This window comes from Mesorhizobium sp. M2C.T.Ca.TU.002.02.1.1 (assembly GCF_003997225.1).
Map to the genome: position 1 here is coordinate 1 of NZ_RZTO01000045.1, position 15097 is coordinate 15097.

15 protein-coding genes are annotated in these 15097 nt (G+C 64.6%); 9 read left to right on the forward strand and 6 right to left on the reverse strand.

Annotation, left to right across the window (positions count from 1 at the left end):
* Positions 1 to 208 precede the first annotated feature (208 nt).
* The 6 genes from EOD07_RS04210 to EOD07_RS04235 all read left to right on the forward strand — a co-directional run bounded on the left by EOD07_RS04210 (position 209) and on the right by EOD07_RS04235 (position 5782).
* A complete protein-coding gene (locus tag EOD07_RS04210) occupies positions 209 to 1174 on the forward strand; it encodes an ABC transporter permease (protein ID WP_245469837.1) in 966 nt (321 codons plus the stop codon).
* Between the two features lie 4 nt (positions 1175 to 1178).
* On the forward strand, positions 1179 to 2162 hold the full coding sequence (locus EOD07_RS04215) for an ABC transporter permease (RefSeq protein WP_127234090.1): 984 nt from the start codon (positions 1179 to 1181) through the stop codon (positions 2160 to 2162).
* Between the two features lie 88 nt (positions 2163 to 2250).
* Positions 2251 to 3228 carry a sugar ABC transporter substrate-binding protein gene (locus EOD07_RS04220; protein ID WP_127234091.1) on the forward strand — a complete coding sequence of 326 codons (978 nt, stop codon included), beginning with the start codon at positions 2251 to 2253 and terminating at the stop codon, positions 3226 to 3228.
* Positions 3229 to 3302: 74 nt separating this feature from the next.
* A complete protein-coding gene (locus EOD07_RS04225; protein ID WP_127234092.1) occupies positions 3303 to 4100 on the forward strand; it encodes an SDR family oxidoreductase in 798 nt (265 codons plus the stop codon).
* Positions 4101 to 4110: 10 nt separating this feature from the next.
* Complete coding sequence (locus EOD07_RS04230; protein WP_206519417.1) at positions 4111 to 4968, forward strand: sugar phosphate isomerase/epimerase family protein; 858 nt, start codon at positions 4111 to 4113, stop codon at positions 4966 to 4968.
* 10 nt (positions 4969 to 4978) lie between these two features.
* Complete coding sequence (locus EOD07_RS04235; protein ID WP_041007634.1) at positions 4979 to 5782, forward strand: SDR family oxidoreductase; 804 nt, start codon at positions 4979 to 4981, stop codon at positions 5780 to 5782.
* A 125-nt stretch (positions 5783 to 5907) separates the two neighbouring features.
* Here the strand turns inward: EOD07_RS04235 and EOD07_RS04240 are convergent, their stop codons facing one another.
* The 6 genes from EOD07_RS04240 to EOD07_RS04265 all read right to left on the reverse strand — a co-directional run bounded on the left by EOD07_RS04240 (position 5908) and on the right by EOD07_RS04265 (position 12517).
* Positions 5908 to 7599: an extracellular solute-binding protein gene (locus tag EOD07_RS04240; protein WP_127234094.1), complete on the reverse strand. Its 1692-nt coding sequence runs from the start codon at positions 7597 to 7599 to the stop codon at positions 5908 to 5910.
* 88 nt (positions 7600 to 7687) lie between these two features.
* A complete protein-coding gene (locus tag EOD07_RS04245) occupies positions 7688 to 8596 on the reverse strand; it encodes an intradiol ring-cleavage dioxygenase (protein WP_127234095.1) in 909 nt (302 codons plus the stop codon).
* A 30-nt stretch (positions 8597 to 8626) separates the two neighbouring features.
* Positions 8627 to 9688 carry a maleylacetate reductase gene (locus tag EOD07_RS04250; RefSeq protein WP_127234096.1) on the reverse strand — a complete coding sequence of 354 codons (1062 nt, stop codon included), beginning with the start codon at positions 9686 to 9688 and terminating at the stop codon, positions 8627 to 8629.
* 14 nt (positions 9689 to 9702) lie between these two features.
* The gene (locus EOD07_RS04255; protein WP_127234097.1) at positions 9703 to 9990 is read right to left on the reverse strand and encodes a YciI family protein; all 288 of its coding nucleotides are present in this window, start codon (positions 9988 to 9990) and stop codon (positions 9703 to 9705) included.
* Between the two features lie 273 nt (positions 9991 to 10263).
* A complete protein-coding gene (gene ftsZ, locus EOD07_RS04260) occupies positions 10264 to 11256 on the reverse strand; it encodes a cell division protein FtsZ (RefSeq protein ID WP_041008074.1) in 993 nt (330 codons plus the stop codon).
* Positions 11257 to 11476: 220 nt separating this feature from the next.
* Positions 11477 to 12517, reverse strand: coding sequence for a proline racemase family protein (locus EOD07_RS04265; protein WP_127234098.1), 1041 nt, complete (start codon positions 12515 to 12517; stop codon positions 11477 to 11479).
* A gap of 320 nt (positions 12518 to 12837) precedes the next feature.
* On the opposite strand from EOD07_RS04265, the gene EOD07_RS04270 reads away from it, so the two are divergent.
* The 3 genes from EOD07_RS04270 to EOD07_RS04280 are packed head-to-tail and all read left to right on the forward strand — an operon-like array spanning position 12838 to position 15065.
* Entirely contained in the window at positions 12838 to 13647 is an 810-nt protein-coding gene (locus EOD07_RS04270) for a transporter substrate-binding domain-containing protein (protein WP_127234099.1), read from the forward strand.
* 57 nt (positions 13648 to 13704) lie between these two features.
* Positions 13705 to 14376: an amino acid ABC transporter permease gene (locus EOD07_RS04275; RefSeq protein ID WP_127234100.1), complete on the forward strand. Its 672-nt coding sequence runs from the start codon at positions 13705 to 13707 to the stop codon at positions 14374 to 14376.
* Positions 14373 to 15065: an amino acid ABC transporter permease gene (locus EOD07_RS04280; protein WP_127234101.1), complete on the forward strand. Its 693-nt coding sequence runs from the start codon at positions 14373 to 14375 to the stop codon at positions 15063 to 15065. Before EOD07_RS04275 ends, EOD07_RS04280 begins: the two co-directional genes overlap by 4 nt.
* Positions 15066 to 15097: the final 32 nt, after the last annotated feature.

The window sequence follows — 15097 nt, forward strand, 5'->3', positions numbered from 1 at the left end:
GGCTGGTCGTCCTCTTCTTCTCGACCGACCTGGAAGAGATTCGGGAGCTCTCGCAACGCGTCATCACGGTCTTCCGCGGCGAGATCGTTCGCGACCTGCCGGTCGAGGAGACGACCATGGATTCCATCCTGGGCGACGTAGTGCGCGGCCCGGCCATCGGGAGGGCGGCATGAGCATCAACGGCAATGTAGGGAGCGGAGGCAGGGCCTTGGCCGGATTTGACGCGACGGCGCTCGGCGCCAGCCTGATGCGGCCGGAGCGCATCCAGTCCACCGCTGTGTGGGCGGCAACGGCGCTGTTCGCTTTGTGGGCAACATTTGCCGTTCCCGGCTTCTCCTCCAGCGCCAACGTGTCCGCGATCATGTACTCCACCTCCGCCGTCGGCATCGCCGCGGTCGGCATGGCGCTGATCACACTCTCCGGCAATCTATTCATGCTGTCGATGGGCGCGACGGCCGCCGTCTCCACCATTCTCTTTGCATCCTTCCTGCATTTCGGCCTGCTTGCGAGCGTGATCCTGGTGGTCCTGATCGGCGGGCTGTTCGGGCTGGCCCAAGGCATTGCCGTCGGCCTGTTCCGCACCAACCCCATCATCACCACGATAGCCATGGCCTCGACCATCACCGGCGCCGGTTCATTCTATTCTGGCGGCCTAACGGTCGTGGGTCAGGGAGACGCGAGCTGGCTGGGAGTCGGGCGGACCCTCGGTCTTCCCAACCAGATCCTGCTCTTCCTGCTGGCGGCGATCGTGCTTGGCTTCATCGTCGAGCGGACCCGTTTCGGCCGGGAACTGCGCCTCATCGGGTTGAACCCGAAGGCCGCCGGCTTCACCGGCCTTCGCGTCGGCCGCACTTTGGTGCTCGCCTATATGTTGGCTGCAATGGCCGCGGCCTTTGCCGGCGCGCTCTATGGCTCGCAGGCGGCGCAAGGCAACCTCAAGCTCGGCGCGGGGCTCGATTTCGACGCGATCGCCGCGGTGCTGGTCGGCGGCGTGGCGATCAAGGGCGGCCAGGGCCGGGTGCTCGACGCGGCGATCGGCGCCGTGTTCCTGGCGATGATCTCCAACATCCTTCTGCTCAAGGGCTTGTCGCTGGAAATCCAGCTCATCGTCAAGGGCCTGGTGGTGATCGGCTCGGTCATCCTCGGCGCGCTGGCGCTCGGTTTCCGGAGGTAGGACCATGGCCGCGATCCGCAAGTCCAAGATGGTCTCCGGCGCGACGCTGCTGCGCCTTGCCCTTCTCGCCGCCCTCGTCGTCGCCTTCGCGATCTGGAATCCGGCTTTCATCAGCGGCCGCAATCTCTATGCGCTCATGCAGTCCTTCGCGCTGCTCGGCATGGTCGCGCTTGGCCTGTCGCTGACGATGATTGCCGGCGAGTTCGATCTGAGCGTCGGTTCCATGGTCGCCGTGGGCGGCCTGATCACGCTCGTCGTCGGCGCCGGCAATCTCGTCTACGGCATGGCCGCCGCGCTCGCGTTCGCCGTGCTTGTCGGCCTGGTCAACGCGATCGTCATCAGCCGCTTCAAGGTGTCCTCGCTCGTCGTGTCGGTCGGCTCGATGATGGCGCTCTCCGGCTTCGCTTTCTGGCTCGCCGGCGGCAAGGTGATCAGCACCGACAATTTCGACCTCGGCATGGCGCTGGACGATCCGCTGCTGACGGTCTTTTCATGGCGCAGCCTGGTGACACTCGCCGCCTTCCTGCTCGTCGGCCTGTTCATGCACTACACGCTGATGGGACGCGACATCCGCGTCGTCGGCAGCAAGCCCCAGGTGGCGGCGGCGAGCGGCGCCAGGGTCGGCCGCTCGCTGGTGATCGTCTTCGTGATTTCCGCCGTCACGGCCGCGCTCGCGGGAAGCCTGCTGTCGATGAGCCTCGCCAGCGCCGCGGCGACGACCGGCAGCACGCTCATGCTGCAGGCCGTGTCAGCCGCGATCGTCGGCGGTGTTGCGCTGACCGGTGGTTCGGGCACGCCCGCGCATGTGCTGCTCGGGTCGCTGATCCTGACGGCGATGAACAATGGCCTCAGTCTGATCGGCATGGGGGCGACGGGAATTCTCTTCGCCAACGGCCTCGTGCTGATGGGGATCGTGCTGCTCGACGGCCAATTGGGCGCATGGATGAGCGAACGGCTCGCAATGTCGCGGGCCGCCAATTCCGCCTAGCGGAAACAACCGACGGATCCTTGCAACGCCGCCGAGCGATCGGCGGCGCGGGGGAACGTGCAACCTTGAAACGGGAGGAGTAACCAAAATGAACTTCGCAAAACTCACCAAACTCTTGCTGACGACCGCGGTCGTCGGAGGGCTGATGGCGCCGGGAATGGCCTTCGCCGCGGCCAAAGGCTCGAAGGTCATCCTGCTGACGGTCACGGAAGAATGCGAATATTGCGCGCTCCACCAGCGCGCCTTCAAGGAAGTCGCGGCCGCCGCCGGCATCGATCTCGAGGTGAAGATCAACAACTACGACGCCGCCGAACAGGCCTCGCAGGTCGACCAGGCGATTGCCCAGAAGCCGGACGCGATCGTGCTCTGGCCCGCGGATGCGAGCGCCATCGTGCCGTCGCTGCGCAAGATCAAGCAGGCCGGCATCCCGCTGGTGATCACCAATTCGCGTCCGGACGAGAAATATTCGCAGTTCTGGGACGTCTTCACCGGCCCGTCGGACATCGGCAACGGCGAGTCCGCCGGCGAAGCCATGATCAAGGGTTTCGCCGACAAGAAGCTCGGCAGCGAAGGCAAGGTCTTCATCGTCGAAGGCGTTCCCGGAACACCGCCGCAGATCCAGCGCTCGCAGGGCTTCGAGGATGTCCTAGGCAAGAAGGCAAGCGGCATCCAGGTGGCCGGCAAGCAGAACGGCAACTGGGACCAGACCAAGGCGACGGATGCCGCTGCCGCCCTCTTCACCCAGCTCGGCTCGGGCGTGAAGGGCGTCTATGCGCAGGCCGACAACATGATGTCGGGCGTGATCGTCGCCGCCAAGCGCGCCGGCATCGATCCGGCAAGCCTGGTCCTGGTCGGCTCCAACTGCTCGATCGAGGGCGTCAACCAGATCAATGACGGCACGCAATACGCCACCGTCCTGCAGTCGCCGATCGACGACGGCAAATATGCCGCGCAGGCGGTCGCCGATCTTCTCGACGGCAAGAAGGTGGAGAAGCAGATCTTCCTGCCGCACGAGATCATCACCAAGGCCAACGTCGCCGACTGCAACGCCGCGCTCGGCCGCTGATTTATCCGCATCCGAGGCACGGCGCACGGCGCCGTGCCTCATCCTTCCCGACGTCAGACAAAGAGGAATATCCCATGGCCACGGAGCCAGTCTTTAGCAACGCCTTGCCGGACCTTGTCGTGGTCTCGGGAACGGCTTCTGGTCTTGGAACCAACATTGCCCGGCTGCTGACCGAAAGCGGCGTGCGCACGATCGGCGTCGATCTGGCACCTGCGCCCGACAGCCTTGCAAGCGAACTCTACTCCCATGTCCAGGGCGACGTGACCGAAGAAGCGACCTGGGCCGGCATCACCGACATTATCACCGGGGAGAATCCCGGAACACTTGGGCTCGTGACATCGGCGGCCATGCTCAATGTCGGCACCATCCTCGACTTCGACAAAGCGGCGATGGAAAAGACCATGTCGGTCAATTTCATCGGCACGGCTCTCGCCTTCCGCGCCATGCTGCCGCTGATGACCGCGCGCGGCGGCGGTCCGATCGTGGCGGTCGCCAGCATCGACGCGACCTTCGCCGAGCAGCAGCTCGCCGTCTATGCCGCCTCGAAGGGCGCCGTGCGCCAGTTGACCCGCACCGTCGCCATGGACCATGCGCGCCAGGGCATCCGCGCCAACGTGCTGAGCCCCGGGCCGATGCTTGCCGGCCTGTTCGAGCGGCACATGAAATCCGCCAACGATCCGGACCGGTTCCTCGCCGCGCGCGCCAATCGCCAGCCGGCCGGCCGCATCCTCGATCCGGCCGAGGTCGCCCGCGCCGGCCTCTTCCTGCTTTCCGATGCCTCCACGGCGCTCAACGGCGCCGAGATCATCGCTGACGGCGGCCTGACGACCAGCTTCGATTTCCGCACCGGGTCGGAAGGCGCTTCGGTCTGAGGAGAAGATGATGAGCAACCCCATTGAACTCGTCGCCGCCTATTGGACCATCTCGGGCGATGTCTATCCGTTCGCGCCGAACGAGATCAGCCCCTTCCCTTTCGCGGAGCGTGTCGAGGCGGCGGCCAGGGCCGGATACAAGGGCGTCGGCCTGATCCATGCCGATCTGCAGGCGACGCGCGAGAAGATCGGCCTGAAGGAGATGCGCCGCATCCTCGATGCCAACGGCATGCCGCATGTCGAGCTGGAGTTCATCACCCACTGGTTCGCATCCGGCGCCCTGCGCGCCGCATCGGACAAGGTCCGGCGCGAGCTCTTCGAGGCGGCGGAAGCGCTCGGCGCCCGCGACGTCAAGATCGCGCCGGAATTCGATGCCGACACGATCGACCTGGCGCAGGTCACGGATAGCTTTGCCGCGATCTGCGACGACGCCGCCCGTTACGGCACCAAGATCGCGCTGGAGGTGATGCCGTTCTCCAACGTGCGCACGCTGGAGACCGCGCGCGCCATCGTCGAAGGCGCGGCGAAGGCCAATGGCGGCCTGCTGCTCGACATCTGGCATGTCGGTCGCGGCGGCATTCCCTACGAAGCCGTCGCCGCCGTGCCGAAGCAATATGTCGTCTCGGTCGAGCTCGACGACGCCGATGAAAAGATCGTCGGCACGCTCTGGGAAGACACGATCTACGAACGCCGGCTCTGTGGCGAGGGCGTGCTCGATCCCCCCTCCTTCATCGACGCGATCCGCAAGACCGGCTTCGACGGCTTCTACTCGGTCGAAGTGATCTCAAAGAGGCATCGCGTGCTGCCGCTCGAAGAGGCGGCTCGACGCTCGTTCGAAACCACCATGGCGCAATTCGCCGCAAGATAGGGAGGATCAAATGGAAACCAATCTCAAGAGCAAGGCGGTGCTGATCACCGGGGCGGCGAAGGGCATCGGCCGCGAAACGGCGATCGCGTTTGGCCGCGAAGGGAGCCGGGTGGCGCTTTTCGACATCGACGAAGCGGCCCTCGCCGAGGCATCGGCCGCGGTCACGGCGGCCGGCGGCACGGCAGCGACGTTCAAGGCCGACCTGTCGTCGGCAGCCGACATCGAGGAGAAGGTCACGGCCGCCATCGCCCATTTCGGCTCGGTCGATGTCCTTGTGAACAATGTCGGCGCCGGCGCGGTGCGGACATTCGACCAGCTGACCGACGCCGAGTGGGACAAGACCTTCTCGCTCAATTTCATGAGCTATGTCCGCACGACGCGCGTCGTTCTGCCGGTGATGCGCAAGCAGGGCCATGGCGCGATCGTCAACAACGGCTCGGATCTTGCGCGCCAGCCGGAAGGCGTGCCGATCGACTATTCGGCGTCCAAGGCGGCGGTGCTCGCTTTGACCAAGGGGCTGGCGCGCACCGAAGGCGCCAACAACATCCGCATCAACGCCGTGGCTCCCGGGCCGATCTGGACGCCGTTCTGGACTCAGCCCGGTGGTTTTGCCGAAACCATGGGCAAATTCCACAACATGGAGCCGCAGAAGGCCGTCGAGCATGAGATGTCGCTGCGCCAGCTGCCGCTCGGCCGCCTTGGCAAGCCAGAGGAAGTGGCCAACGTCATCGTCTTCCTCGCCTCCGATCTCGCCTCCTTCGTCACCTCCTCCGTCTGGGGCGTGGATGGCGGCTCGATACGAGCCATCGCCTGAGCAGTTCCAGGATGAGAACCGCACCCGCGGTTCTTCTTCTGGAATGACGCAAAAACAAGGAGTTGCAGCGGGCGATTCGATCAAACGCTGAACTCTCTCTCAACGCGCGCCGCAACGAAACGGATTCAGCCAGCGCGGTCGACGAGCCGCTCGATACGGTCCTGGGCATCCCTCAGGGCCGCGCGGTCGGATTTGCGGCCCGAAAGCGCGTCGTGCACTTCCTCGCCGATGATGCGCTCCATGCCGGTGTAGAACGGCACCGGCGGGCGCTGCCAGTTGCGCAGCAGATTGCGGTTGGCGAGGCTGCCGACGAAGCGCACGAGCTGCGAGCTGCCGATCGCCTCCGGGTCCGCGCTGACCGAGAAACGCGGCGCGACCGGGAAGCCGTTCTTCACATGCTCCTTCATGGCCTCGCGCGACGCCATCCAGGCCAGCGCTTCTGCCGCGAGCGGCAGGCGCTTCGGGTCGATGTTGGAAGGGATGCACAACAGGAACCCGCCGATCGGCGAGGTGTTGGTGCCGCCCGGCCCCGATGGCTGCGGAACATAGGCGACCCGGCGCTTGACCGCGGAACGGACTTCGGCCTCGAACTGCGCGGCGCGCATCGTCCACACATAGCCCATCGCGCTCTGGCCGCGCAGGAAGACCGCGCAGGAATCGTCCCAATGCGCATCGAGCGCGTCAGGCTGGGCGATTTCCAGCATGCGATGCATATAGTCGAGCGCCAGCAGGCCCGCTTCGCTGTCGATCTGCGGCCGCATATGCTGCGCGTCGAGGTTCTCGGTGGAATAGCCCGTCGGCGTGCGGCGGATCGACAGCACGCTCTGGCCGCAGCAGCCGAGGAAGAACATGAAGCTCGACGCCAGCGGCCTGTGCGCGGCGTTCCAAGCGATGCCGTAGCGTTCGGCGGCCGGATTGTGGAATGCGCGCCCGGCGCTGATGACGTCGTCGAAGGTGCGCGGCAGCGCCAGCCCCTCGCTGTCGAAGAGGTCCGACCGGCAGGCCAGCACCTCTATCGTGCAGTAGATCGGCACGCCATATTCGATGCGCTGCCAGGTCGTCGTCGACCAGATCGACGGATGGAAATCCATCGGGTTGATGCCGGATTCACGGATCACCTCGCCGATCGGCAGGACAAGTCCCTTGCTCGCGAATTCTCCGAGCCAGGGCATGTCGATCGCGATCATGTCGTAGGCCGAGACGGTGCGCGCGCCGTTCGCCAGGCCTTCGCGATAGAGATCGTTCTGGTGCATCAGCTTGAAGCTCTTGGCGCTCGCCAGATTGTTGCGGAAGTCCGACCACATGTTGCGCATGGCGGCGAAGTAATTGTCGTCGTTCAGCAGGAACTGCAGCTCGACGCCCTTCGTGACCCTGCTGGTCAAAAGGTTGATCGGCGGGATGATCGGGCTGCCGCGCTGCGGCGCGCCGAAATAATAGTCGGCCTCATGCTCCTCATTGTTGCGGCCGCCGACGATCTCGGCGATCAGCGCCTTGGTCTCCGCCGCATAGTTGATGGCGAGGTTCGAAAGGCGCGCCGTCGGATGGAGCGTGAAGCGCTTGGCCGTTTCGGAGGCCGCCCGCCTTTCGATCAACCCGCCGTCGATCATGCCCTGGATGCGCCGGATAGCCGTGCCGTGCGGAAGGTTGGAGACCAGCGCGAGCTTGCTGATCGTAACCGGATAGCCTTCGAGCTCCGAGCGCATGAGATAGTGGATGATGCGCCAGGCGGCCTCGTCCTCGACATCCGCGACGCCGAGGAAGGGCCGGCGCAGGCGATCCACGAAATCATAGACGCGCAGGAACTCGTGATCGTTCATCCGGACATTCTCCTTCCGGGCAGGAAGGATACGCCGATCGGGCGGCTCGGCGCCAGCTTTTGTCCAATTTGGACGAAACTACCCAGGATCAAGATGCAGCGGTCTTGGGGGCCAGCACGAAATCCCACTCGACGGACCAGAACGGAGCCTCGAAACCGAGCGCGCTCGCCTTCTTAGGGTCGGTGACTCGGGTGAAATCGGCGATCAGCGAATCCTTGACGCCGAACACGGCGTCCTCGGCAAGGTAGCGGCAGTCGGGCGCGAAGATGTGGGTGATGACGGGATCGTAACCCGGCGCGCTGACGATGTAGTGCACATGCGCCGCGCGGTTCGGATGACGCCCGAGCGCCGCGAGCATCTTTCCGACCGGTCCGTCGTCAGGGATCGGATAGTAGCGGGGCTTGACGGAGCGATACCAGTATTCGCCCTTCTCGTTGGTGGTGAAGACCCCGCGCAGATTCCAGTCGGGCTGCACGTCTTTCTGCTGGACATCGTAGAAGCCGTCGTCATTGGTCTGCCAGACGTCGATCAACGCTCCGGCGATCGGCTTGCCTTGCGTGTCGAGCACGCGGCCGCGCACCACCATCGGCTCGCCCTTGCCGTCGAGGCAGATGTTCGCGCCATGCTCGTAGCGCGGCGCTTCGGGCACATAGAACGGGCCGAGAATGGTGTTTTCCGTGGCGCCGTTCGAACGCCGGTGATTGATCGCGTCGACCAGCATCGAGACGCCGAGCGTGTCGGAAAGCAGGATGAACTCCTGCCGCCAGTCGGAGCACATCTTGCCGACATCGGTCAGGAACTTGATGCCTTGCAACCACTCCTCATGCGTCGGCTCGATCTCCTTGACGGCGGCATGCAGATGCTTCACCAGCACGCCCATCACCTCGCGCAAGCGCGGGTCGACATCCGGCCCCATGCGCGCGTTGACCACGTCGACCGAAGTCTCTTCCTCGAAATAGGGATATTTCGGTCGAGCGGCGTCTGCGATGCCTGTCATGGCGATAACTCCTCCAGGGACATTCGGGCTTCAGGCCTGTGGCGGCTCGCCGGCATAGGCACGCGCGATAAGGGCCCGGATCGGTTCCCGCTCCAGCGCCCGCGGGTTCCAGTAGGGATTGGCCAGCGCACGGTCCGTCGCGATGTCGATCCCGTCGGCTGGCATGCCGATCTCGGCGAGCCCGCGCCGTGCCCCGATCCGGCCGGCGAGATCGTAGAGAGCCATCGCGGGATCGTCCGTCTTCAGCACGGCCCGCAGGGTTTCCATGACGTCCGGAACGGCAGGCGCATTGTAGGCCAGCGCATGCGGCAGCACGATCGTATGGGTCTCCGCATGCGGCAGATCGAAACTGCCGCCCAGCGTGTGGCAAAGCTTGTGGTGCAGCGCCATGCCGACGGAACCGAGGCAGATGCCGCAAAGCCAGGCGCCGTACAGCGCCCCAGAGCGCGCCTCGCGGTCGTGCGGGCTCCCGGCGATCACCGGCAAGGCGCTTGCCAACGCGCCTATGGCTTCGGTCGCCATCAAATCTATCACTGGGTTGCTTTCCCTGGCATAGAGCGCCTCGACCGCATGGGCGATGGCGTTCATGCCGCTCGTTCCCGACAAGGAAGCGGGAAGCGTCATCGTCAGATCGACGTCGTAGATCACCACTTCCGGCAGCACTTTCGGACTGGATTGGGTGACCTTCACGCCATCCTTGGTCTCGCCGAGGATCGGCGTCATTTCCGAGCCGGCATAGGTCGTTGGCATCACGATCTGCGGCAGGTCGGTGCGCAACGCGATCGCCTTGGCGAGGCCCGTCGTGGAACCGCCGCCGACCGCAACCAAGCCGTCGGCCTTGAGTTCCGCCACGACCTCCAGCGCGTCCTCGGTCACTGGCACGGGCGTGTGCATCGTCGCCCCGGCATAGACCCCGGCCGCCGTGCCGCCGAGCGATCCGGCAAGACGCCGGGCGTCCGCCTCCTGCGGCGGCGTCGCCAGCACGAGCACGCGTTTCAGTCCCAGCCGGTCGATCTCCTCCGGCAGCCTTGCGATCGTGCCCGATCCGAAGACGACGCGCGCCGGCTGGCCGTTATAGACGAAGCTTTTCATCGAGCCCCTCCCCGTCAGGCCCGGTTGTCGACACGCAGCAGGAAAGGATTGATGCTGACGCTCTGCCAGACATTGGCGGCATTGAACGGGTCGCCGGCATTGAACGCCTTCACCTCCTCGATGCTGTCGGCGGAAAAGACGAAGAGCGACCCGATCATGGTTGCGCCGTCCGCCGCGACCAGCGGCCCGGAGATCACGGTCGCGACCTTGCCGGCGGCAAGATAGGCCTTGTGGGCATCGTAATTGGCAAGCCGGCGCGGCAGCGCATCGGCATGGTCGAGACAATGGACGGCAACGAGCAAGGTAGTCCTCCCGGGCAGGCGCGACGCTTCGTCGATCGTCGCTAAGTCTACTCCTCCCCGAAGGAACTTAAATCGACTCCTGTCGAACAGGCCGATCGATTAGTCCAATATGGACAGATGTTGGTCGGATACGCTCGCGAGGGCTTGCGACGAGGAAGCGTGCGAGGGCGCTGGCCAACATCGCGCGGTCCAGGATTGTTCGCAAACGGAAGCAGATATCGACCGATTGCGCTGTTGCCGTCAGGACGAGCGCAGCGCGAGATCGCCGTGATCTCAGGCGATCCGCTGCTCGAACTGGGCGATCTCCGCGCTCTTGCGCAGGCCGGTCGCGACGACGGACACGCGGAACTTTCCCGCCAAGGCCTGGTCGAAGATGGCGCCGACGATGATGTCGGCATCGGCGTCGACTTCTTCCCTGATCCGCGTCGCGGCCTCGTCGACCTCGAACAGCGTCATGTCCATGCCGCCGCAGATCGACACGAGCAGCCCCCTGGCGCCGGACATCGAGGCCTCGTCGAGGAGCGGATTGGCGATCGCCGCCTCGGCCGCGATCTTGGCACGCCCCTCCCCGGAGGCCTCGCCGGTTCCCATCATCGCCCGGCCCATGTCCCGCATCACCGACTTCACGTCGGCGAAATCGAGATTGATCAGCCCTTCCTTGACGATGAGATCCGTGATGCAGCCGACACCCGCATAGAGAACGCGGTCCGCCATGGCGAAAGCGTCGGCGAAGGTGGTCCTGGCGTCGGCGACCCTGAAGAGGTTCTGGTTCGGGATAACGATCACCGTGTCGGCGCTCTCGCGCAGCCGTTCGATGCCTTCCTCGGCCGCCTGGGTCCTGCGCTTGCCTTCGAAGACGAAAGGCTTGGTGACGACGGCCACCGTCAGGATGCCGGCATCGCGTGCCGCACGCGCGATCACGGGCGCCGCGCCGGTGCCGGTGCCGCCGCCCATGCCGGCGGTGATGAAGCACATATGCGTCCCCGCCAAGTGATCCATGATCTCGTCGATGGATTCCTCCGCGGCGGCGCTGCCGACCTGGGGCAAGGACCCCGCGCCCAGGCCCTCGGTCACGTGCGCGCCCAGTTGGATCAGCCGCGACGACTTCGACATGGTGAGCGCCTGCGCGTCGGTGTTGGCGACGACGAACTCGACGCCCTGCAGCCCCTCGGCGATCATGTTGTTGACGGCGTTGCCGCCGGCGCCGCCGACCCCGACGACGGTGATCTTGGGCCTCATCTCCAGGATTTCCGGCTTGGCGGTCATTTTTTCATCTTTCTACCAAAGCACCTGCTGCCCTGCCCCAAGATCATGCGGGACCGGAACAACAAGCACGCGAATCAGGCGCCCCCCCAAGCGCAGGGAATCAGAGGAGGCGCCTCCCTGCAAGGTCCGCGGGAATCTGTCCAGGCGCAAATGCCCCTGCCAGGAGCTGGAAAGCGTCCGGGCGCCCGTGCGATCCGAGCCGACACCGTTGCGGGAAATTCTACTGCGTCACCGAGGTCGAGGTGCCCCAGGTGTCCGACAGCACATAGCCTTGCGGATAGGGATCGGTCGGATCGAGATAGTAATTGTGTTCGCCCGTGATCCAGGCGCGGCCGGTTATCTGCGGCACGATCGCCTTGCGCCCGGCCACTTCGGTGAGCTCGAGGATCTTGCCGGTGAAGCGCGAGCCGATGATCGATTCATGGATCAGCATCTCGCCTTCCTTCATCTGGCCCCGCGCCTGCAGCACGGCCATGCGGGCCGAGGTGCCGGTACCCGTCGGGCTGCGGTCCGAGCGTCCGGGCGAGACGATGCAGGTGTTGCGCGTGACCTTGCCCGGCCCCTGGAACGGCATGGCGAACTGCACGATCGACACACCGCGCACCTTGTCGAACTGCGGGTGCACGACATCGAGCTGCTCGCGTGCCGCGCGGCGGACCTTCTCGCCGGCCACCGCCAATTCGCGGGCCTCGTCGGCTGTAACCGAGAAGCCGAGCGCGGACGCATCGACAATCGCGTAGAACATGCCGCCATAGGCGATATCGACTTTCAGCGTGCCAAGCCCTTCCACCTCGATATTGGCATCGAGGCTGTGGGCGAAGGCGGGGGCATTGCGGAAAGTTATCGACAGGCATTTGCCGTCCTTGCATTCGGCGCGCACCTCGATGACGCCGCCGGGCATGTCCAGCTTGAAGCGCGTCTCTGGCTCCCGCATCGGCACCATGCCGGTCTCGAGCAGCACCGTGGCGACGCAGATCGTGTTGGAGCCGGACATCGGCGGGTATTCGGTCGGCTCCATGATGATGGCGCCCGCTACGCAATCCTCGCGCGTCGAAGGCACCAGGAGATTGACATGCCGGGCGACGCTGCCGCGCGGCTCGCAGATCAGCATGCGCCTGATATGGTCGTGATCGCGTTCCATCGTGATCATCTTTTCCATCATCGTGCGGCCCGCTGGCGGCAGCACGCCGCCCACGATGACATCGCCGATCTCGCCCTCGGCATGGCAGCCGACGACGCGGATGCTGGTTTTGGTGCGCATTGGTTACTCTCCCTGTCCGCCGTGGCTATCCGCCCGGCAAGTGGCGTGCTTCGGGAACAAACTGATCAATCCGCGCGCCGGCCTCAAGGAGAATCCTGATCGTCAACGTTTTTCCGGCTGCAGTTCCTCGTCTTTGGGTTGTCCAGCCTGCCGAGCTCTTGCGCGGATGATAAAAATTATAATAGCATACCATTATGCTAGCATGCTGCAGCGCTGAACAATCGAGGGACGACAGACAGATTTTCCATACGTCTTCGCGTGAGATGCGCCCTCGCGCGGACGATATCGACTTGAAGGCGCCAAATGCATGGGAGGAAAATATGCGGATTGTCTTGGGAGGAGCCGGCGCCTTGCTGACTGGCATGGTGCTGATGCTCTTGGTGCTCATGCCTTCGATCGCTTCGGCGCAAACCGTCGACGAGATCATCTCGCGCGGCAAACTGGTCGTCGCGATCGACACCACCACGCCGCCTTACGCCTTTCTCGACGCAAATCTGAAGCCGACCGGCTTCGATATCGAGGTCGCCAACAAGATGGGCGAGGCGCTTGGCGTTCCGGTCGAATTCGTCACCGTGACATCGCCCGGCCGCATCCCGGCGCTCTTGACCAAGCAGGTCGACGCCGTCATCTCGATCTTCTCGATCACGCCTGCACGCGCCATCCAGATCGATTTTTCGATCCCCTATGCCGGACAGTCGGCCGTTGTCATCGCGCCGAAAAGCACCAGCATCAAAGGCGTCGCCGACCTCGTCGGCAAGAAGGTCGGCCTGACGCGGGGCACGGGCGAGGACGGCCTGCTGACGGCGGCGGCCGCCGCCAATCCCGGCATCAACATCCTGCGCTTCGACGACTACTCCTCGCTGCTGCAGGCGATGGTATCGGGCCAGATCGACGCCATGGGCGGCGGCGACTATGGCGAGATCTACCTGAAGAAGGCGCAGAACGGCGACGCCTTCGAGCAGAAATATGTGCTCAAGACGTTCTATTTCGGTATCGGCGTCGCCAAGGGCAACGACAATCTTCGCCAGTGGATCAACACTTGGCTGTTCGCCATGAAGACCGACGGCACGCTCGATGCGCTGTCGATGAAGTATCGCAACCAGCCGCTGCCTGGGCTGCCGGTTTTCTGATCACATCTTCCATGAAACCGCGGGGCCGGTCGGCCTCGCTTTCTTGACGGAATGCCTATGCAAACCGCCCTGCAATTCGGCCCGGTCCTGGCGCATCTTGACCTGCTGCAGCGCGGGCTGGAAAAGACCATCGGACTGGCGGCGCTCTCGATCCTGTTCGGCGCCGCCTTCGGTATCCTGGGCGCTGTGGGGCGCAGTTTCGGGCCGCGCTTTCTATCCTGGCCGATAGGCGCTTATGTCGAGCTGATCCGCAACACGCCGCTGCTCATTCAGCTCTATTTCGTCTTCTTCTCGCTGCCGCTGTTAGGCTTCAAGCTATCGAGCGACGCGGCGGCGGTCATCGCGCTGTCCATCCATCTCGGCGCCTATGCCACCGAAATCCTGCGCGCCGGCATCGAAGCCGTCCCGGAAGGACAGATCGAGGCGGCCAAGTCGCTCGGGCTCAGCCGCTACCGCATCATCCGCCACATCGTGCTGGTGCCAGCGGCGCGTGCCGTCTATCCATCGCTATCGGCGCAATTCATCCTGCAGATCATGGGCACCTCGATCGTCGGCGCGATCGCGGCGGAGGAACTCACGGCGGTCGCCAACAACTTGGTCATGCAGACCTTCAGGAGCTTCGAGGTCTATATCGTCATCGCGGTCGTCTACTTTGTGCTGGTGCAGGCCGCTAGCCTGCTCTTTGCCGGCATAGGCAAGCTGATGTTCCGCTGGAAGGCCAGCCCATGAGCCTGCGCGACTTCGGCCCCAACGAACTGATGTTCCTGCTCCTGGCGACACGCTGGACGATCCTGCTCGCGCTGATCGCCTTTGCCGGCGGCGGCTTGGTCGGGCTTGTCGTGGCAGCGATCCGGGTGGCGCCCGCTCGTCCGCTGCGCTGGCTCGCCGCCGGCTACATCCAGTTCTTCATGGGCACGCCGATCCTGATCCAGCTGTTCATGGCCTATTACGGCTCGTCCCTGCTCGGCTACCGCCCGGATCCATGGACGGCCGCGGCGGTGACGTTCTCGCTCAATGGTGGGGCGTTCTTCGGCGAGATTTTTCGCGGCGCCATCGAAGCGATCCCGAAGGGGCAGTGGGAAGCCGCAACCGCGCTCGGTTTCCGCTTCCTCAGGACGCTGGGGCTGGTGATCATCCCACAAGCAGTGCGGCTGATGCTGCCCCCGACGGTCGGCTTCATGGTGCAGATCGTCAAGACGACGTCGATCGCCTCCCTGATTGGGCTCACCGAGCTCGCCCGCGCAGCCACGCAGGTCAACACGGTCACCTTCCAGCCGGTGACGGTCTTCGGCACGGTGTCGCTGATCTATTTCGCGCTGTGCTGGCCACTTTCGCTTTATGCCGGCTATCTTGAGCGCCGGTTCGCGGTGGGCGTGAAGCGCAACACGGGGACGCCGCTGGTCATGTCGGCGGCCTGAGCAATTCCAAAAAGCGTAGCCAAGGGTAAAGG